Origin of the sequence: Chryseobacterium balustinum, from assembly GCF_900168205.1 — a bacterium.
Classification (GTDB): Bacteria; Bacteroidota; Bacteroidia; order Flavobacteriales; family Weeksellaceae; genus Chryseobacterium; species Chryseobacterium balustinum.
Window position 1 is genome coordinate 11,841 of the sequence record NZ_FUZE01000013.1, and the last position, 20,710, is coordinate 32,550.

14 protein-coding genes are annotated in these 20,710 nt (G+C 33.8%); 7 read left to right on the forward strand and 7 right to left on the reverse strand.

Going from position 1 to position 20,710, the window contains the following annotated elements; all coding sequences use genetic code 11:
• Positions 1 to 8 precede the first annotated feature (8 nt).
• Positions 9 to 3,065 carry a choice-of-anchor I family protein gene (locus B5X64_RS14195; protein ID WP_079465885.1) on the forward strand — a complete coding sequence of 1,019 codons (3,057 nt, stop codon included), beginning with the start codon at positions 9 to 11 and terminating at the stop codon, positions 3,063 to 3,065.
• Positions 3,066 to 3,142: 77 nt separating this feature from the next.
• On the opposite strand, the gene B5X64_RS14200 is transcribed toward B5X64_RS14195, so the two are convergent.
• The 4 genes from B5X64_RS14200 to B5X64_RS14215 form a co-directional block, all read right to left on the reverse strand.
• A complete protein-coding gene (locus tag B5X64_RS14200; RefSeq protein ID WP_079465886.1) occupies positions 3,143 to 4,429 on the reverse strand; it encodes a hypothetical protein in 1,287 nt (428 codons plus the stop codon).
• 129 nt (positions 4,430 to 4,558) lie between these two features.
• Positions 4,559 to 4,807, reverse strand: coding sequence for a NifU family protein (locus B5X64_RS14205; RefSeq protein ID WP_066679253.1), 249 nt, complete (start codon positions 4,805 to 4,807; stop codon positions 4,559 to 4,561).
• Between the two features lie 41 nt (positions 4,808 to 4,848).
• Complete coding sequence (locus tag B5X64_RS14210; protein ID WP_076560494.1) at positions 4,849 to 5,952, reverse strand: Mrp/NBP35 family ATP-binding protein; 1,104 nt, start codon at positions 5,950 to 5,952, stop codon at positions 4,849 to 4,851.
• Positions 5,953 to 6,322: 370 nt separating this feature from the next.
• The gene (locus tag B5X64_RS14215) at positions 6,323 to 8,665 is read right to left on the reverse strand and encodes a TonB-dependent receptor domain-containing protein (RefSeq protein WP_079465887.1); all 2,343 of its coding nucleotides are present in this window, start codon (positions 8,663 to 8,665) and stop codon (positions 6,323 to 6,325) included.
• A gap of 97 nt (positions 8,666 to 8,762) precedes the next feature.
• On the opposite strand from B5X64_RS14215, the gene B5X64_RS14220 reads away from it, so the two are divergent.
• Complete coding sequence (locus B5X64_RS14220; protein ID WP_079465888.1) at positions 8,763 to 11,564, forward strand: GH92 family glycosyl hydrolase; 2,802 nt, start codon at positions 8,763 to 8,765, stop codon at positions 11,562 to 11,564.
• 242 nt (positions 11,565 to 11,806) lie between these two features.
• Here the strand turns inward: B5X64_RS14220 and B5X64_RS14225 are convergent, their stop codons facing one another.
• Together B5X64_RS14225 and B5X64_RS14230 are read right to left on the reverse strand one after the other, a co-directional pair.
• Positions 11,807 to 12,520, reverse strand: coding sequence for a phytanoyl-CoA dioxygenase family protein (locus B5X64_RS14225; protein ID WP_079465889.1), 714 nt, complete (start codon positions 12,518 to 12,520; stop codon positions 11,807 to 11,809).
• Between the two features lie 547 nt (positions 12,521 to 13,067).
• Complete coding sequence (locus B5X64_RS14230; RefSeq protein WP_079465890.1) at positions 13,068 to 14,318, reverse strand: dicarboxylate/amino acid:cation symporter; 1,251 nt, start codon at positions 14,316 to 14,318, stop codon at positions 13,068 to 13,070.
• A gap of 212 nt (positions 14,319 to 14,530) precedes the next feature.
• On the opposite strand from B5X64_RS14230, the gene B5X64_RS14235 reads away from it, so the two are divergent.
• The 3 genes from B5X64_RS14235 to B5X64_RS14245 all read left to right on the forward strand — a co-directional run bounded on the left by B5X64_RS14235 (position 14,531) and on the right by B5X64_RS14245 (position 18,303).
• A complete protein-coding gene (locus tag B5X64_RS14235) occupies positions 14,531 to 15,022 on the forward strand; it encodes a BON domain-containing protein (RefSeq protein ID WP_079465891.1) in 492 nt (163 codons plus the stop codon).
• 6 nt (positions 15,023 to 15,028) lie between these two features.
• Positions 15,029 to 15,448 (forward strand): SH3 domain-containing protein, encoded by a 420-nt coding sequence (locus B5X64_RS14240; RefSeq protein ID WP_079465892.1) that lies wholly within the window; start codon positions 15,029 to 15,031, stop codon positions 15,446 to 15,448.
• Positions 15,449 to 15,531: 83 nt separating this feature from the next.
• A complete protein-coding gene (locus B5X64_RS14245) occupies positions 15,532 to 18,303 on the forward strand; it encodes a TonB-dependent receptor (protein WP_079465893.1) in 2,772 nt (923 codons plus the stop codon).
• Positions 18,304 to 18,570: 267 nt separating this feature from the next.
• On the opposite strand, the gene B5X64_RS14250 is transcribed toward B5X64_RS14245, so the two are convergent.
• Positions 18,571 to 19,275 (reverse strand): DUF6261 family protein, encoded by a 705-nt coding sequence (locus B5X64_RS14250; RefSeq protein ID WP_079465894.1) that lies wholly within the window; start codon positions 19,273 to 19,275, stop codon positions 18,571 to 18,573.
• Positions 19,276 to 19,659: 384 nt separating this feature from the next.
• On the opposite strand from B5X64_RS14250, the gene B5X64_RS14255 reads away from it, so the two are divergent.
• Positions 19,660 to 20,019, forward strand: a complete 360-nt coding sequence (locus B5X64_RS14255) for a hypothetical protein (RefSeq protein WP_079465895.1) — start codon at positions 19,660 to 19,662, stop codon at positions 20,017 to 20,019.
• Between the two features lie 31 nt (positions 20,020 to 20,050).
• Positions 20,051 to 20,647, forward strand: coding sequence for a hypothetical protein (locus B5X64_RS14260; protein WP_079465896.1), 597 nt, complete (start codon positions 20,051 to 20,053; stop codon positions 20,645 to 20,647).
• Positions 20,648 to 20,710 lie beyond the last annotated feature (63 nt).

Below are 20,710 nucleotides of genomic sequence, written 5' to 3' on the forward strand. Positions count from 1 at the left end.
GAGTAAAAATGAAAAACAAATACCTTTTGAGAGGCTTACTTCCTATTGCTGCTTTATTTCACGGCGCAGTTTCGGGACAAAGCACATTAGTTCACTATTGGAACTTTAATAACAATGCATCTGTTTCCGCTATTATAACACCTACTTCAACACTTTTGAACGGTTCTATCACTGCAGTTTCTACAGGAACAGGAAATACAGATACCTTCATTGATTTTGCTGGCGGAACATCACAAAACTTTAATGTAGATAATTTAAATGCAAGAAACGGAGATGCTTCCGGAACGCATTTGAGATACAATTATCCTATCAACGGAAATGTGCAATTTAATTTGCCAACCACAGGATATAACAATGTTGTTGTAAAGTTTTCTACAAGAAGATCAGGTTCGGGTGCAGGAAATCAAAGTTGGTCTTACTCTTTAGACGGAACTACTTTTGTACCGTATCAAACGGTTACTTCACAAGACGCCAATCCACAACTCATCACGTTTGATTTTTCGAATGTGATAGGAGTTTCAAACAACCCTAATTTTAAATTAAAAGTTGAATTTTCTCAAGGAGGTGGCGGAGCTGTTGGAAATAACAGATTCGATAATTTCACACTTGATGCAACTTCAGTTGGCGGAACCGATACTACTCCAGCAACGGTTGCTTATTTGCCTGCAAACAATGTCAATAATGCTTCTACAACAGTAAATCCTACGATTACATTTAACGAAAACGTAAGATTAATCGATAATTCTGTGATTACTTCTGCAAATGCACAAAGTTTAGTTGAATTACGCTTAGGAAACTCTACAGGAAATGCAGTTCCATTTACAACAACGTTCGCAAATAATGTAATTACGGTAATTCCTACAGGAGGTTTAGTTCCAAATCTGGCTTATTATTTAGCTTTAAAACCAAATATGGTAGAAGATACAAGCGATAATGCAGTGACCACAGTAACTTCTAGTATTTTCACAACGGCAGGAACAAGTATTTCTTTAGATAAAACTTTAATTAAGGTTAACGAGAACGCAGGAACTTTAGCATTTAAAATAAATGTCATCAATCCTTCCAATGCAACCGTAAATTTAGTTGCAAAACCGGCTTCTTTCAATACCGCAAATAGCAGTGATTTTACCTTTACAAGCCAAACAATCAGCATCACGCCTTCTACGACAAGTGTTACGGTAAATATCCCGATTCTTGATGATACTTTGGAAGAGCAACAGGCAGAATATTTTGTTTTAGGTTTAGAAAATCCTGTAGGAACAACAATTACCGGAGACACTACTTCTACCGTTTATATTATCGATAATGATAAAGCGGCTCCAGTTCCTTCCAACCAAATTTCATTAAATTATATCGGAAGTTTTGATCCTTCTGGAAATAATAACAGTTCAACAGAAATTGTAGTTCATGATCCTGCAACTCAAAAATTATTTACCATCAGTTCTTTAACAGATGTTTTTGATATTATTAATTTCTCTAATCCATTAGCTCCGTCGGTAATCAACACTGTAAACATGGCTCCTTATGGCGGAATTACAAGTATCGCCGTGAAAAACGGGCTTGTTGCTGTAGCCTCACCGAACGGAACAAACGCACAACAAAACGGATCGGTAGTTTTCTTTGACATCAACGGAAACTTCATGAAACAAGTCACCGTAGGAGTTTTACCGGATATGATTACATTTACTCCAGACGGAACAAAAGTAATGACCGCAAATGAAGGCGAGCCAAACGATGCTTATACGGTAGATCCTGAAGGTTCAATCAGTATTATCGATATTTCAGGTGGAATTAATAATTTAACTCAATCAAATGTCACCACACTTGGTTTTACAGGTTACAACAGCCAGGAAGCAGCATTTATCAGTTCAGGTGGAAGAAAAGTAAAATCGACAAGCACTTTGGCGCAGGATCTTGAACCTGAATACATAGCCATCAGTCCAGATAGCCAGAAAGCATGGGTTTCTTGTCAGGAAAACAACGGAATTATCGAAGTAAATCTTAGCAACAATACTTTAGGAAATATTTGGGGATTGGGTAAAAAAGATATGAGTCTTCCGGGAAATGGTTTTGACGCTTCAGACAACAACGGCGAAATTTTGATTGCCAACTGGCCTGTAAAAGCATATTACAATCCCGATGCTATGGCATCTTTCAAAGTTGGAAATACCAATTATTTAGTAACAGCCAACGAAGGGGACGAAAAAGACTTAGGTGGATTCAGCGAAAGAACAACCGTTGGAGCGAATGGATATACTTTAGACTCAACTATTTTCCCGAATGCTTCTGTTTTAAAAGCTTCCCATAATTTAGGAAGATTCAGAGTGACCAATGTAAACGGAAACACAGACGGAGACGCAGATTTTGAAGAAATTCATGCTTTGGGAGCAAGATCTTTCTCTATTTTCAATGCAGATACAAAACAAATTGTTTATGACAGTGGAGATCAGTTTGAAAGATATATTGCAGCCAATCATCCTTTGATCTTTAATGCCGATAACGAAGCCAACGGAGCAAAAACCCGAAGCCGCGCAAAAGGCCCTGAGCCTGAAGGGGTGACTTTAGGAACTATAGGAACTAAAACTTTTGCATTCATCACTCTAGAAAGAACAGGAGGTGTAATGGTCTACAATGTTACAGATCCGAATAACGTAACATTTGTAGATTACAAACATTCGAGATCGACCTCTGCATTTGGTGGAGATAACGGTCCGGAAGGGATTACCTACATTCCACCAGCAAATATGAATAACGGAAAAGGTTACGTAGTCGTTGCCAACGAAATTAGCGGAACTTTATCCATGTATGAAGTAATACCATCTTCAACATTATCGACAGGTGAAGTGAAAACAGAGAAAGCAAGCTTCAATATCTTCCCAAATCCTGTAAATAAAGGAAATACATTGTATTTCAACAGAGCTCAAGGATATGAATTGTATGATATGAGCGGAAAACTTCTTGGAAAAGAAAAATCAGCCCTTACCATCGACACTTCAAACCTAAACACCGGAGTTTATTTAATTAAAACTTCAGAAGGTGAAGTGAAGAGATTCATCGTGAAATAATTTTTTTTACTTAATAATTTACTTTTGTAGCCTCGGAATTTTTCTGGGGCTTTTTGCTGCAAAAAACCTTTGGCTTATTAAAAGCCTTTAAGTAAATTAATTAATTTTGAAAAACTATCATTAAAATCTTGATTGTAATCGATATTAAATATTTTCACTCCATTTTTTAATGATTTTTCTCGCTTGTGATTATCCAAAAATTGTGTTTTAGCCAAACCTTTATCCCCACCAAAAAAATCTATTGACTTAAAATGTTGAATCCCATTATATTCAATTGCTACATTTAATTCTTTAATAAAAATATCAAACCTTTGTCCTTCCAGCCATTTAGGAGAATATTGATTAATGATGGTATAATTTGGAAACTCTTTCCTGACTAGCTGAAGCAAATGCTTTTCCATAACATAACTCCCAACTTCTTTAAATCCTTTTTCCTGCCGAATATGATTTTCTAAACTCCTATAATTATTCTTCAGTCGAGAATAAAAAATCTTTTTAACCTCATCAGAACTATATATTTTCTTGTCCCAATCTATATATTGTCTCGTAAAGCCGGAATTAATGACTAACATATCGCCTAACAAAGTGTAAGAGATTTTATCAACATTAGCATGACTACGCAAATAATCCAAGCAAAAAAACTCTTCAATTTCCTCTAAATTTAATTGATTCAAAAATGTTAGAAATTCGTCATTACTAATCACTGCTTTCGTACCAAATGACAAACTTCGCAAAAGTGAATGAATAATCTTTTCGGTTTTTAAATTCTCTTTTTTAAAAAGAACATATGTCAAATATTTTCTTGGAGAAACAAGACCTTCAGCTAAAATATTATCAATCTTTTCTTTTTTACTCCAAAATTTCACATTTCGATAATGATTTAAAATGAAGTTATTTTTATTAAACCATTCATTTTCTGAAAATGAAAATTCAACTGCCTGCATAAATTTTTTAAATTCTTCCTCAGTTTTAAATTTTGTGATAATTTCGGAAAAGTAATGAAGAATAATTCCTGATTTTCTTATATCTGTTTCACCATAAATCTTTTGCTTATTTGGTAATGCAAAACAAATAACCCAATTCATTCCATTCCCAATTCTGATAATATCTGAACAAGGATACGCTGTTTTATCACCGACTAAATAATTTAACCCATTATAATTTATTAATTTAAATTCTTTACTAATTCCATCTTGAAAAATAATCCTATTATTATCATTTATCTCCTTTAGAAGTCTTTTTTCATTAGCATATTGAGGTTTCTTCGAACGATGAATTTTCTTTAAATCTATTCCAAAATCATTGTTGTATGACATCTCAATGAGATCATCAATATTGTTTGATGTTTTATCGGGAATTTCCATTTATTTTTTAAGATTTGAATAATAATAATTCTCTAATATTAAATCAATTTTCGTTTAACACAAAGAAAAAACCCACAAAAAAAGGCAGACCTTCAAGATCTGCCTTCAAAAAATATATTGTCGTATTTTTTACTCTACATTTACTACCTTTTCAATTTCAGGAGCATGTTGTTTGATGCTGTTTTCTACGCCTAATTTCAATGTTGAGAAATTAAGAGAGCAAGATGAACAGTTTCCTAAAAGCTTTACAAAAACAGTATTGTCTTTTACGTCCAAAAGCTCAATATCACCGCCGTCTTTATTCAAAAACGGACGAATGCTTTCCAGAGCTTCCATTACTCGGGTTACAGTGTCTTCGTGTGTTGTATTTATCTCCATATTCGGGTTTGGTTTCAAAAATGTATTTGAAATTATTTTAATTATTTTTTGGGTGAGCAACCTGCCATTGTAGAAATTTTTACTGCTTCAGTCGGAGGAAGAAACTTGTTTCTTTCTAATAAACTTTCTACCATTTTTTTGGCAGTCTCAGTATAAATTTCAGCAATTTTAGAACCTTCCTGTAAAGCAGCCGGTCTTCCTACATCACCTGCTTCTCTGATGCTCTGAATTAAAGGAATTTCTCCTAAAACAGGAATATTCAAATCTTCCGCTAAATATTGTGCTCCTTGGTTTCCAAAGATATAATATTTATTGTCAGGTAACTCTTCCGGAGTAAAATAGGCCATATTTTCTATCAACCCAAGAACAGGAATGTTAATACTTTCCATATTAAACATTGCAATTCCTTTTCTAACATCCGCTAAAGCAACATGTTGAGGTGTACTTACAATCACCGCTCCTGTTACCGGAACTTCCTGAATAATCGACAAGTGAATATCACCCGTCCCTGGAGGAAGGTCGATTAATAAGAAATCTAATTCTCCCCAAGCTGCATCTCTGATCATTTGGTTCAAAGCTTTTGAAGCCATTGGCCCTCTCCAAACTACCGCCTGATTTGCTCCTGAAAAATATCCGATGGAAAGCATTTTCACACCGTAATTTTCGATAGGTTTCATCATGCTTTTTCCGTTTACGTCAACAGAAATTGGTTTTTGACCCTCTGTATCAAACATCGTAGGAACAGATGGTCCGTAAATATCGGCATCTAATAAACCTACTTTAAAGCCCATTTTTGCTAACGTTACCGCAAGATTGGCAGCAACGGTAGACTTACCAACACCTCCTTTTCCGGATGCGATGGCAATAATATTTTGAATTCCAGGAATTTGTTTTCCTTTGATCTGGCTTAGCTGAACCTCACTTGGTTCAGGAGAAACTATTTTAAGTTTTAAATTAATTTCTTCACCAAATTCGCTTGCAAAAGCCTGCTTCATTGCTGCTTCAAGCTTTTTCTTTTCGTGCATTGCCGGTGAATGCGCTGTCATATCTATATAAACGTCATTCCCCATCACTTGAAAGTTAGACACTAAGTCATCAACTTCAATTTCTTTAAGGAAATCCTGAATCTTTTCTTTAGTCAACATAAAAATATAAATTGAGCACAAATTTACGGTTTTTTTTAATAATTAAGAATGAATAAAATCTATAACGTAAGGTGATAAATAAGATTACTAAGCAATTTTCTTATCTTTCTCCTTAAAAGCATGACGAAAATCATGTATGCTATTTTTACTTTATTTTCCAACCTGATTTCGACAGTGAGGAATTTGTAATTTACTCACTGTATGTTTTTGAATTGAGTTCAATAATTAATAAAACGTTTAAACCATTAAGAACATTGAAGAAGTTAAGTTTAATTAGGAAAAAGCAAATAGATTTTTAACGCTTAACGCAAAACTAAACTTACTATTTTTTGCTTCTTAATAAAGTTAATATGGCTTTTACAATAGATTTTTAATTGACTCTGCTCTTTTCATCAAATTTAACATTTCGGTCTGCACCTTTTATTTTTTTGTTTCCGAAGTTATAGGTCAGAGAAACAGTGAGGGTTCTTCCGTCATAATAATTATTAAAAGAATGTGTGGAATCCTGATAATAAATTTCGCCATGGCTTTTAGCCTGTCTGAAAATATCAGAAACATAGACATTCATCTGAAGATCTTTATTCATCATATTTAATTTGAATCCGGACGTAAAATTACCCACAAAATAAGAATAAGTATTCCCTAAACTTGAAGGCAGGCGAAACCAGTAGTTCATAAAAAACTGAATCGTTTTATCTTTACGTAAAGAAAAATTATTCTGAATATTAAAACTTGTACTGTTTCCTTTTCTTGAAGCAGCATCCGTAGCATACACCTGAGTTTTCATATAAGAAAAATCTGCAGAGTAATTGGCTTCCCAAAACGTAAAGAAGGTATCTGAGTAGCTCAAAGAAATTCCTGTACTGTTTTTATTAAAAAAATTATAGAAATTACTCGTCTTATTTTCTCCTTCCAAGGTAACGAGCTGACCAAAAGCATTCAATTCCCTTTGAAAATACGCAGAGGCCGAAAGTTTCCCTTGATACACATAAGACAATTCGAAATTATGATTAATAGAAGGATTCAAAGCCGGATTGCCTGAAAAGTATGAATTGATATTGGTATACCAACGGAATGGATTGATCGCACGGAACCCCGGTCTGTTAATCCTTTTCGAATAATTAAGATTAAACGTATTATTTTCATCGGATTTATAGGTCATGTACAGGGTCGGGAAAAAATTTCCATAAGAATTTTCTGTAGTCTGATCGGAAGAAACTGAATTTCCATTGATCATAGAATATTCATAACGGAGCCCTGCTTTTACAGACCATTTCTCATTGAGCTGCTTTTCGATGCTCACATAGGCTGCATAATTTTTCTCATTATATTTGAAAAGATTGCTTCTCAGAGGATCGGTAATATAGTTTCCATTGGTGAGATTTTGATATTTGATATCAGAATTATTATCAAAATTGGTGAATTTAACCCCTGCTTCTGTCTTAGCAAATGTAAAAGGAAGCGTAAGATCTGCCTGCGCAGAATAAATTTTGTAATTGAGTTCAGACGGAGTTTTTACGATAGACGCATTTCCTGAATCATCAGTTGTCGTAAAATCAATAATACTTTGTGGGGTGTTAGAAAAATAATTCCCGGTAATACTCAGTTTATTATTAAGCTTTCCAAATTTAATATTATAATAAGCACTTATTGTATTCTGTTTATTTTCGGTACGATGTTCCGCATAGGTAGATAAAGTATTGGTGTAATTTCCATGTTGGAAATAATCTGAGGTATTCGTAATATCCATCCCGGAATGTCCAAAACCATAATCAAATACAACTCCCACACTCGATTTTTTATTGAGTTCATAATCTAAACCGAAATTAGCACCTCCACCGTTCCAAAAATCTCTTCTGTCATCTGAACTGGCTAATCCGTCTGCGCCTGCAATCTTATAATTCTCATAAGAATGTTTCTGGCTGTCATACTGTCTCAGCTTTAATGAAGTCCTTAGTTTTTCATTTTGATAATTAACGGTAGCTGAATTAGAAAATCCTGCATAGGTGGTTTGTAAAAAACTGGTTGTCAAGCTTCCGTTCCAACCCAGATTTTGATTTTTCTTTAAAACAATATTAATCAGTCCACTATTTCCCTGCGCTTCATATTTGGCAGGAGGTGCTGTAATGACTTCTATTTTTTCAATATTTTCCGATCGTAAGCTTTTCAGGTAATTAATAAGTTCCGTTCCTGAAAGATTCAGCATTCTTTCATTAATCATCACTGCTATTCCGCTTTTTCCGACCATCGAAATCCCTGCATTTTCATCTACTTTGATCTGAGGGGTATTGCTAAGCGCTTCCAACCCGTCAATTCCCTGTGATGCTATAGAATTGGCAATATTAAACACCAATCGGTCCGCCTTTCTTTCAATTAATCTTTTCTTTGCAATGACAGTAACTCCTTCAATCTGTTTTTCCTGTTTTTTATCAAGGGAAAAATTTTGTTCCGCATCACCATTTACGGTTATATCAGTACTGGATATTTCTACTCCATCTTGTATCAGTTGTAGATTATAATTTCCATTTTCAAGAAGTTTCAGCACATAATTTCCTTTTTCATCTGAAATGGTAGTCTGTCTTATTTTATCTTTCACAGCAATAATCTCAACATATGAAAGAGGAGATCCATTCTGATTAATTTTTCCGGTAATATGTTGTGAAAAAGCAAAAATAGGGGTCAGTAAGATAATCGAAAGTAATATTTTCTTCATACTTAATATATGTTTATAATATGACAATCCTGATCTGCATTATATTACATGACATTCTATCGTTTTTTTAATATATTCGCTGACAAAAAATTACCCTATGAAAAGAAGCTTCCTCCTACTCTCATTATTCATTACGCATACCTTATTTTCACAAAATTATTCGCAATATGTAAATCCTTTTATCGGAACGGGCGGTCACGGCCATACTTTTCCAGGTGCAATTGTACCTTTCGGAATGGTTCAGCTTTCACCGGACACGAGAATTGACGGAAGTTGGGACGGCTGCAGCGGTTATCATTATTCTGATTCTGTGATTTACGGATTTTCTCATACGCATTTGAACGGAACTGGAGTTTCAGATTACGGAGACATTATGTTGATGCCAACCATGGGAAAACCTGGTTTGACTCCTAAAGAATATTCATCAAAATTTTCTCATAAAAACGAAAAAGCAACGGCGGGATTTTATTCTGTTAAATTAGATAAAAACAACATCGATGTTCGTTTGACAACTACCGCAAGAGTAGGCTATCACGAATATAAATTCAATAAAGCCGGAAACGCTAATATTATTTTAGACTTAAATCACAGAGATAAACTTCTGGAAGGTGAAGTAAGAATTATCGACAGCAAAACGATTGAGGTTTTCAGAAGAAGTGAAGCTTGGGCAACTAACCAATACATTTATGCCAGAATTGAGTTTTCAAAACCAATGAAGATTTCAAGTAAAAGCTTTAACGGTAAAAACGAAAACAATACTTTTTCAGGAACTAAATTGGCTTTAGCATTTACCTCAGCGGTAAAAAAAGGTGAAAAAATCAGTGTGAAAGTAGCGATTTCTCCGACTGGTTACGAAGGAGCAGCGAAAAATATGTTGGCTGAAGGAAAATCAAATAATTTCAGTGAAATTCAGAACCAGGCGGTTGCAGACTGGAATAAAGAACTTTCAAAAATTGAAGTTAAATCTGACGATAAAAACAAACTGGCAATTTTCTATACAGCAATGTATCATGTTTTCACGCAACCAAATATCAATATGGATGTTGACGGAAAATACCGCGGAAGAGACAATAAATTTTACACGGCAAATGATTTCGGATATTATTCTGTTTTCTCGCTTTGGGATACTTTCAGAGGTGCGCATCCTTTGATGACATTAATAGACAGAAAAAGGACAGCTGATTTTGTAAATACTTTTATCAAACAACGTGAACAGGGCGGAAGAATTCCGGTTTGGGAACTGGCTTCTAATGAAACTGAATGTATGATCGGTTATCACGGAGTTTCAGTAATTGCAGATGCCATGGCAAAAGGAATCACAGGTTTTGATTATGAAAAAGCTTATGAAGCTTCAAAAAATTCGGCAATGCAGGATATTTTTGGTTTAAATGCTTACAAACAGAAAAATTATATCAGCATTGATGATGAGCATGAAAGTGTTTCTAAAACGTTAGAATATGCCTATGACGACTGGTGTATTGCCCAAATGGCAAAAATTTTAAACAAAAAAGAAGATTACGAATACTTCATGAAACGTTCACAGAACTGGAAAAATCTTTACAATCCAGCGAACGGCTTTATGCAGGCAAGAAAAAACGGAAACTGGTATGAGCCTTTTGACCCAAGTGAAGTCAATAATAATTATACGGAAGGAAATTCTTGGCATTATTCATACTTCGTTCCGCAGGATATTCCGGGATTGATTCAGGCTCATGGCGGAAAAGAAAAATTTGAACAGTTTATTGATGCTATTTTCTCAGCTTCAGACAAAACAACAGGAAGAGAGCAGGTAGATATTACCGGATTGATCGGACAATACGCACAAGGAAACGAGCCTAGTCACCACATCGCTTATCTTTATAATTTCGTTGATAAGCCTCAGAAAACAGAAGAAAAAATCAAATTTATTCTTGATAATTTCTATAAAAATACTCCAGATGGTTTGATTGGAAATGAAGATTGCGGACAAATGAGTGCGTGGTTTATTTTAAGCTCAATGGGAATTTATTCCGTAACTCCGGTGAAACCTGAATGGGAAACGGTAACGCCATATTTTGATGAGGTTAAATTACATTTAGAAGACGGAACGACAAGAACCATCACTAAAAACACTTCGAAAAGTGAACTTAAAACTTTAGGTTTTGAAAACGTAAAACCGGTTAAAGACATGAAATATGCAGAGCAAACTGCTTCGCCTGTTATCAATGCAGACCGTCTTTTTGAGTTTACCACTCAGGTGAAAATCACACCGCTGAATGCAAAAGATAAAGTGTACTACATGACGATGGATGAAAATGATGCCAACGTGAGAAAAACTTTTAAAGTGTATAAAGAACCGTTTACCATCAACAAAACAACACAGGTTTCTTCGTATGCTGAAAGAAATGGAGAGAAAAGCGGAATTACAACAGCTAACTTCAACAGAAGACCTAATCATTGGGATGTAACGATCAACGCAACCGTAAATCCGCAATATACAGCTGGTGGAAAATTGGCAATCATCGACGGGATCAATGGTGATGTCAACTGGAGAAAAGGTGAATGGCAAGGGTATCAAGGTCAAACTGTAGAAGCAATAATTGATTTTAAATCTCCACAACAAATCAACGAAATTTCATCAACCTATTTACAGGACAGCAGAGCATGGATTTTAATGCCTAAAAAAGTGGAATATTACGCTTCAATGGACGGAAAAACATTTATTCTATTAAAAACTTTAGAGAATAATATCGATCCTAAAGATACCAATGTTCAGGTAAAAGATTTCAGAACAACGGTTCTTCCAACTGAAGCAAGATATGTAAAAGTAAAAGCGTACCACTTCGGAAAACTTCCAGAATGGCATCAAGGTGCAGGTGGAGAAGCTTACGTTTTTGTGGATGAGATTTCTGTGAAATAGTAAGTTTAAATTTAAAAATAATAAAACCTCTTCCGAATTGGGAGAGGTTTTTTGTTTTTGTATTTTGTGGTTTTGGAATCCTTCGACTCCGCTCAACATTACATTTTTAAGCATTATATTTATTTTTACTGCACCATGACAGTTAGTATTAACGATGTCATGCTGAGCCTGTCGAAGCATCTAATATTAATGAAGGAGATTCTTCACTACACTTTGTTTCGTTCTGAATGACAAATTGGGCGTCAATTTATCCTCTCCGACCAACATAATTGTTCCGACAATTCTTTATCTGAAAACTCGATGTGAATGACTCTTCTTTTCTTTCCGTTTATTGTTCGGTTGGAACCATGAAGAAGCAAAGGTTTCATGATCATCAATCCTCCTTTTTCTACGTTACAGATATTTTCTGTTTCTACATTCCAATCGATTGTTTCGGGTCTGTAAATTCCTTTTGCGTGAGACTTTGGAATAACTTTTAAAGCGCCGTTATTTTCATCGGTTTCATCCAAATGAATTCTGATGGTAAAGATATTTTCAAGAATATCTAAAGGCGGTTGCACGGCAAACTGATTCTGTTTGGTCGTCCAAGGTCCAAAGTTTTCTAAATCTATTTTTTTATCGACAGAGATGGTTAAATCCTGATGATACGCAACATACCAGTTTGATTTTTCAGGTTTATCAAAGTAGATACTTTTAACCACAAAATAATTATCACCAAAAATTTCTTTAATGATCGTTTTTAAATTTTTATTAAAAATCAAATCTTTAACATCAGGAACTTCCTTTAAAAATTGTCTGATTGCAAAAAGATCTTCCGATTTTCTGAATGTTTCTTTTGAAGTGTCAATATTTTGAATGACTTCGCTTATTCTTTCAATTTCTTTATCTGAAAAAATGTTATTGATTACTGTGAAGCCGTTTTCCTGAATTAAATTTTTATGATTTTGTAAATTCATAATTATAAGTTTTTACTTCCACACATTTGTCATTCTGAAAGAAGTGCAGCGGATTGAAGAATCTATTTTAAAAGCAAAGATCGCAAAGATTTTTTTTAAAATGTTTGAAATTATTTTTCGTTCGCAAAGGCGTTTGACTCAGCAAAGGAATACAATATTTATCATTCCGGAGAAATCTTAATGATAGTATTAGAAAAAATGAAAAGATTTATGTTTGGATTCTTTCAGAATGACAAACTTTGTGGTTATTTCTATACTGAAAATAACGACTGCAACCCTAGCATCGATTGAAATGACATCCTTTTTGGTTGCGGGTGGAGCGAAGCGGAACCCGTAACCAAAAAGATACAATGGAAAGCGGGATAAAGCTTCAAATAAAAAAATGGTCAATAATGAAGATTTAAAATTCACTATTGACCATTCATTAGTCTAAACTAAATAAATTTATAAAATATGAATTGTCAATGGTGAATTCGCTTGGCTTGTGAATTTTCATATTAATAATTCACATTTCACTAACGAAGTTAAATTGACATTTCACGATTAATTACATATCTCCCCCGTGATTTTCGAGCTGCCCTTCCCATTTTGAAACGGCAGAAGTTGCTAAAGCATTTCCTAAAACATTGGTCATACTTCTCGCCATATCGCAGAAGTGATCGATAGGAAGAATTAAAGCAATTCCTTCCGGTGGAATTCCAAACATCGAACAAGTGGCAACGATAATTACCAACGAAGCTCTCGGAACTCCGGCAATCCCTTTTGAAGTTAACATTAATACCAAAAGCATTGTAATCTGTTGTCCGATAGACATTTCAATTCCGTAAATCTGAGCGATAAAAATAGATGCAAACGTCATGTACATCATACTTCCATCCAAATTAAACGAATATCCTAAAGGCAAAATAAACGATACTACTCTATTATTACAACCAAATCTTTCTAATTCTTCAACCAGTTTAGGGAAAACAGCTTCCGAACTTGTCGTAGAAAAAGCAATCAGCAAAGGTGATTTAATTCTTTTTAATAAATCAAAAAGACGGTTTCCTAAGATCAAATATCCTACGATCAATAAAACAAGCCACAAAACTGCAATAGCAAAGAAGAAGTCCCTTAAATAAATGGCATATACTTTAAAGATTTCAAAACCATTCGTCGCGACAACGGCTGCAATTGCCCCTAAAACACCAAGTGGCGCAAACCACATGATATAACCTACCATTTTAAGAATCGCATGAGCAATCACATCAAATAATTTGATGACAGGCTGCGCATATTCGTCTCCTAAATTAGCTAAAGCTACCCCAAACATAATTGAGAAAACTACGATTTGAAGTACTTCATTCGTCGCAAAAGCTTCAAAAATACTTTTAGGAACAACGTGCTTTACGAAATCTTCCATAGAAAACCCTTTGCTCGATTTTAAAAGCTCTTCCGCAGAAGCAGCATCCTGTATCGGAAGTTTGGTTACATGTCCTGGCTCAAGCCAGTTTACCAAAATCAAACCGATGAAAAGAGAAACAAGAGATGCCGAAATAAACCAAAGCATCGCTTTAGATCCTACTCTACCAATCATTTTAATGTCACTCATTTTGGCAATTCCTACCACCAAGGTTGTGAAAACCAAAGGCGCAATGATCATCTGAACGAGTCTGATGAAAATGGTTCCGAGGAGTTTTATATTTTTTGAAAACGGTTCTGCACTTTCAGGATATTGTAAATGAACCAAGCCTCCAATTGCTACACCCAAAATAAGTGAAACAATGATGGCAATAAATAGTTTGTTTTGTCCTTTCATATCTATTATCAATTGCCACAAATATAATAGTTTTATAATTGTGGTTAAAAGTTTGTTTAGAAGCACTTCAAATTCATTATTCAGAAAAATTAAACCTCAGATTATGAAAAACTTAAAACAAGATATTTTGAAGAATTATTATTTTTTTACATAATTGGTATAGATTTTATTATTACATTTGAGTCTAACGAAAACATTAAATTATCTTAATTATGAAAAAAACAATCACAATGTCTGCCTTAGCTTTGGCAATATCATTTGGAGCTATTTCGTGTAAAAAGAAAGTTTCTGACGCTGATCTTCAGACGCAGGCAACAACTATTGTAGCAGCTAATCCTACTGCAACAATTGAAGTAAAAGAAGGCGTTGCCCATCTTGGCGGAACCTTTGCAACTCAGGCTGAAAAAGACGCTACTATAAAATCTCTGAAAGAAATAAAAGGTGTAAAAGATGTACATGATATGGCAACTGTAGAAGTTGCTCCACCTCCACCACCGCCTGTAGAAACTGCTTCAGCTGTAGACCCTATGATTCAGCAAAAAGTACAGGATGCTGTGAAAGATTTCCCTTCTGTAAAAGTAGAAGTCGTAAACAACGAATTAACCCTTACAGGAAATGTTTCTTCAGTTCAAGCTAGAAAAATTAAAGAATCTGTAGATGCTTTAAAAGTTGGAAAATATAACAATAACTTAGTGGTAAAATAATTAAAGATGAGCACATTACAAGATAAATATTCAAGCGTAGTTGCTGCTGCTCAGTCTGCAGGAGTTTCAAATCTACAAGTTCAGGAGCAAGACGGTATTCTTTATGTTTCTGGAAACGCATCAAATACAGCGACAAAAGACGCTGTTTGGAACGCTTTAGGAGCAATTGATTCTACCTATTCTGCAACTGATATTAATATTGATGTACAGGTTGCAGGTCTTGCAGCAGGTGCCAATCTTACGGTTGCTACTGAAGATTCTAATCTAAACATTAGACAAGAGCCTTCTACTGAAGCTGCTGTTGTAGGAAAAGCGGCTAAAGGAGCTTCTGTAACTTTAGTTGAGCAAACTTCAGACGATTGGTGGAAAGTAAAAACTGCCGATGGACAGGAAGGTTATGCATACTCAAGATATTTGAAAGCATAATTTCTAAATTAAGTTTAAAAAATACGAAACATCCCAATAAAGGGATGTTTTTTTTATTACTTTTGCGCCTTAAACATCTATAAATGGGGAAAAAGTTTTGGTTACTGTTCTTTGTAGTCAGCAATTTATTATTAAATGCACAAAAATTAAGCATAGACGGAAAAGTTTTAAACTTTGAAAAAAAACCAATTGAAAATGTCACCGTTTATTTATTGAAACAAAAAGATTCCTCCATTGTCAATTATACGCCAACCAACAGCGAAGGAAAATTCTCTCTAAAAACTGATGAGTTCTCAGAATCGACTATTCTAAAAATTGATGCTGAAAAATATATAACGTACTCAAAAAGTTTTGATGTTATTAAACAATCGGTTTCGCTTGGAGAAATTGAACTGGAAAAAAACTCTGTTCAAAATATTGAAGAAGTAACAATTACAGCTTCGCCTGTTAAAATTAAAAAAGATACGATCGAGTTTAATGCTTCTGCGATAAAAGTAAGACCAGACAGTAAAATTGAAGAACTTTTAAAACAAATTCCCGGAGTTGAAATTAGTAATGAAGGAAAAATTACGGTCAATGGGAAAGAAGTTGACCAAATCATGATCAACGGAAAACCATTTTTCGATAAAGATGGAAAAATTGCATTACAAAATCTTCCGGCAGATATTATTAAAAATATTCAGTTTACCACTACGAAAACTAAGGAAGAAGAATTGAGTGGCAAAGCTGCGAAATCGAATAAAACGACCATCAATTTTAATATTGATGAAAAGAAAAACAAAGGTCTTTTATCCCGACTGACCGCAGGATATGGTTCTGATGAACGCTATGAAGGCAGTTTGCTTTTAAGTTATTTTAAAAAAGATACCAAGATCAGTCTTTTGGCTTCGTCAAACAATATCAATTCTCAGGGGTTTTCTAATGATGAGGTTTTCGACAGCATGGGACACGGAAGAAATTCATGGCTTATGCAGGGCGGATCTGTAGTTTCAGAAGGCGGAAATACCTATTACACTTCAGGCGGAAACAATACAAAAGGAATTCAGAGAAGTACAACTATTGGTCTAAACTACAGCGATAAGTTTGATAAAAATTCAGATTTGGAAACTTTAAGTTTAATGCATCGGAATAATAATTTAGAAACAAGATCTAAAGTTTCAAGAACGACATTACTTCCTGATTTTACTTTAAAAACTAACTCCGAAAGCAATGGCGAAAACGAAACGAAGCAATATAATTTTGACACCTCTTTAAGAATTAAAATTGATAGCCTTACCAATTTTTATTTCTCACCGAATTTCTCAAGATCGGAAAGTTTTAGTTTCAATAATTCAAAATCATCTACTCTAAAAGACAATTTACTTCTTAACGAAAGTGACTCTTACACGAGTAATAAATCTGAAAGCAATTCATTTTCACCTAATCTTTATTTTTCAAGAAAGTTTAAGAAAAAAGGCCGTGTTTTTTCTTCTAATATAAATACTACTATTTCAGAATCTAAAAGAGAAAACACCAATAGATCTCAAACAATTTTCTACCAAACCACAGATCCGAACGATATAAGAAATCAAATTTCCAAGACAAAAAATCAAACCAACAGATATCGTTTTACAACCGCCTATTCTGAACCCTTATCCGATTCATCAAATGTAACTGTAAGCCTAGCTTACGAAAGTAAATTAACCAGAAATTTAAGGGACGTCAATGATCTTGATTTGAGTAGCGGACAGTATTCTGACTATAATGATGCTTTATCTAATACGATGAGCCAAAAAAACAATCAATTTAAACCTGAAATATCTTATGAACTCATTAAAAAGAGAATCAATTTCTGGGCATCGGCAGGTTTGGATATTACAGATATGAATGTTAACTCGTTTTTCAACAGTCAGCGATACGACTTCCAAAACAACTTTGCACTACCGAGCTATAGTATGAATCTTCAATATCAGTTTTCAGACAATAAAAGTCTGAGTATTTACAATAGCGCAGATTTTTCGATTCCTACTGCAGAACAGCTCACTCCGTTTACAGATAATATCAATCCTTTGGTTACTTATCAGGGAAATCCAGATTTGAAAAACAGGTGGCAAAACTCATCTTATATTTACTACAGCAATTATAATATCTTGAAAAACATGAATTATTATATGAATTTAAGTTTTAATTACTATAATAATGATGTGTCTAACTATTCTTATTATGACGATTCCGGGAAACAATTTGTGACTTACGCCAATGTAAGCGGAAACAAATATGTAAACGTTGGCGGTGGTTTTTCTAAAACATTCAAGTGGAAGCAGAATAAACTTACTTTAAGTCCGAGATTTAATATGAATTATGGCTACAACAGAGGTTTCATCAATGCAGATCAGTTTACCAGCAAAACTTACAGCATCAATCCGAGCTTTAATTTCACTTATGAATTAAAAGATAAAATCACCATCAAACCATCTTATTCTTTAGGATATAATTTCTCAGAATACAAAAATTACAGCGTTGGAAATGTGAAAACCAGCAACCAGATTTTAAAGATGGAGCTTACTAATTATGCTTTTAAAAGTAAACTTGTTTTCGGAAATGATTTTGAATACAATACCACTTCAAACATTGCACCCGGTTTCAAAAGAGATTTCTACTTCTGGAACACCAGTTTAGGATATTCATTCTTTAACAAACAGCTGACTGCAAAAGTAAAAGTATATGATGTATTGAATCAAAACCAAAGTGTAAGACGTACCATTACCAACACTTATTTTGAAGACAGAGAAGATTTAATTCTAAAACGTTATATCATGTTTTCTTTAACCATGAAACTCAATAAATTTGCAGGAAAGAAAGCTGAAGTAAAATAAAACACGATCATTATAAAAAAATAACCGGAGAATATTTTCCGGTTATTTTTGTTTTAAAATTGATATTGTACTCAATCCATTACTGTCCGTTTTGAAAAATTTTGATTGTAGATTCGTCAATTCGAGTGTCCCGATGAAATCGGGATGTATCGAGAATCAGTGAACAGAAGCACAAAACCTGTTTCCATCAAAAACTTCTCGATACGATTTTTTTCAAAAATCTACTCGAACTGACGAAAATAAACCAAATGTACAACGAGTTATTAATTATTCAGGTTCTTCATTATTTTTCTTTCTCGCAACAGCAGAATTTTTCGCGGCTTTTACCAACTCATTGATTTCCGCATAAGCATCTTTCCAATCGGGAACCTCTTTCATAGCGGTGAGTATGTTAAAATAAGATCTCAACGTTTTTTCTAAACTTCGGCGCACTGATGAGGCGCTTTGCATTTGCCGAAGACCTGCATTAGCTTCTGTCTGTTCTTCGAAAATATCTTCAAAATATTCATGCTTAGTCTTCATCTCAGCAAAAGCAACAGATAAAGACAAATTGGCGATTTTCTGAATATTTGCAGGAAGTTCCAGTTCTTCGATCAGTTTTTTCATCTGAGCCGTTTGCGAAGAATAGCTCATTCGGTCAAGGTCTAAACCAAATTGTACAAAAATCTGATACAAGTCCTCCGCATCCTGATAATTCGGCACCGAAACAACCTGCCGATAGCCGTTCAGAAAAGCTTTTATAACACTGAAGGCAACATCTCTGTCATGGTCTGCCGCTGCTACATCCTTCCCTTTTCCGCTAAAAGTTTTCTTGGTATACACCGCATCATAATCTGCATAATGCGTGGTGAGTTCGTTCATCAAAGGATGATTGGTCAAAACCGGGTATTTTCCGGAAGTCGAAACAGTGAGTGTTCTTTCTGTGAGCGTCGCCAAATCTTTGGTGCTTACTCTTTGTAGTGAAATTTTCATACGTCAAATGTGTTTTATGATTAATAATTAAAAAAATTACTTCTATCAAATATAAAATAAATTGCATGTAAATACAAACACTGTTGTTTGAACTCAATGTATGTTGATTGTAAGCACAAACATCCCTGTTTCAATTCAATGTCAATTGATTTTGAATACAAACAACCCTGTTTGGACTTAATGTAAACTGATTGTGAGGACAAACATGGGTGTTTGGAGTTAATGTATGATGAGTTTGAATAGGAATATTTAAATACATCTTATTTTTTGTAGGAATGAGGAAAACCGTAAAATTAAACAGATAGTAGTTGTATATTTGGTTGTTTACTATTTAATTTGTTATATAAAATTATCCAACTTCAAAATAAATTAAAACTTTAAAGAATGAAAAAAACTTTACTTTATATTTTTGCTATTCCTCTCGGTTTAATTGCGTCAATTATCTTACCAGCAATTTTCTCTAAAGTTTTAGTATTTTTTATTCCTTTTGAAAGCTTGAATAACTTTATAGATAAATATGTAATAACAATTCTATGCGGTTGGATTGCGATTGGAATAACTGCCTTAATTGCTCCTTCAAGAAAAATTCTTTTTGCAGGTTTAATGCTAATATTAAATATTATTGCTACAATTTGGATGTTTACTAATGGTGATAATTTTAATTACTTTTTTATTATTGGAGGTGTTCTTGCATTTGTGTTTGTGATAATAAATAAAAAAGAATTATCAGCAAAAGACAATTAATAATTTTATATAATATATAACAATACATTAGATGATTTTAAAAGGTCTCGTTTTATATCAAAAAGACGAAAAATATATTTATCTTAATGACTTGCATATCTATTATGATAATTTGAAAAATCTTTTTGAACATTTAGTTTTAAATGAAATTGAGTTTTTAAATTTTTCATATATAGCACTAAGCTCTAGCACGTTAGAAGCTTCATTAAATCAAGTTATATTTGATTACTATTTAAACAAATTTGGACCAATCGAATACAAGAAATATTTTGATGGAATAATTAACATAAGTTTCAAAAGTAAATTGTACATCTTGCCAACCATTATAAGTGATTCCAAGTTGAAATTTAATAATGAAACTTTTATAATAAAGAAATTAGAAGAACTAATATCAATTAGAAATAAACAATTGCATCGTAAACCTTACTTGGAACGTATTGAATATGATTTTGATTCTTTAAACGAAGGTGATCCTTTAAACGTAAAGGTCAGTGAGAACATTTTAAGTATTAAGAAAAAAGATTGTATACAAATTAATGAAGCATTATTAAAGTTTAAAGAGCTTTTTCTAGACCCTTATTTTGAAGGAAAAGTTGAAAAAAATGAACTTTTGATTGAAGTGCATTAGAAATCCCCAAGCTGCCGCGAGCATCTTGCTCGTGCTCATCATAAAAGCAGACACAAGCGTGAC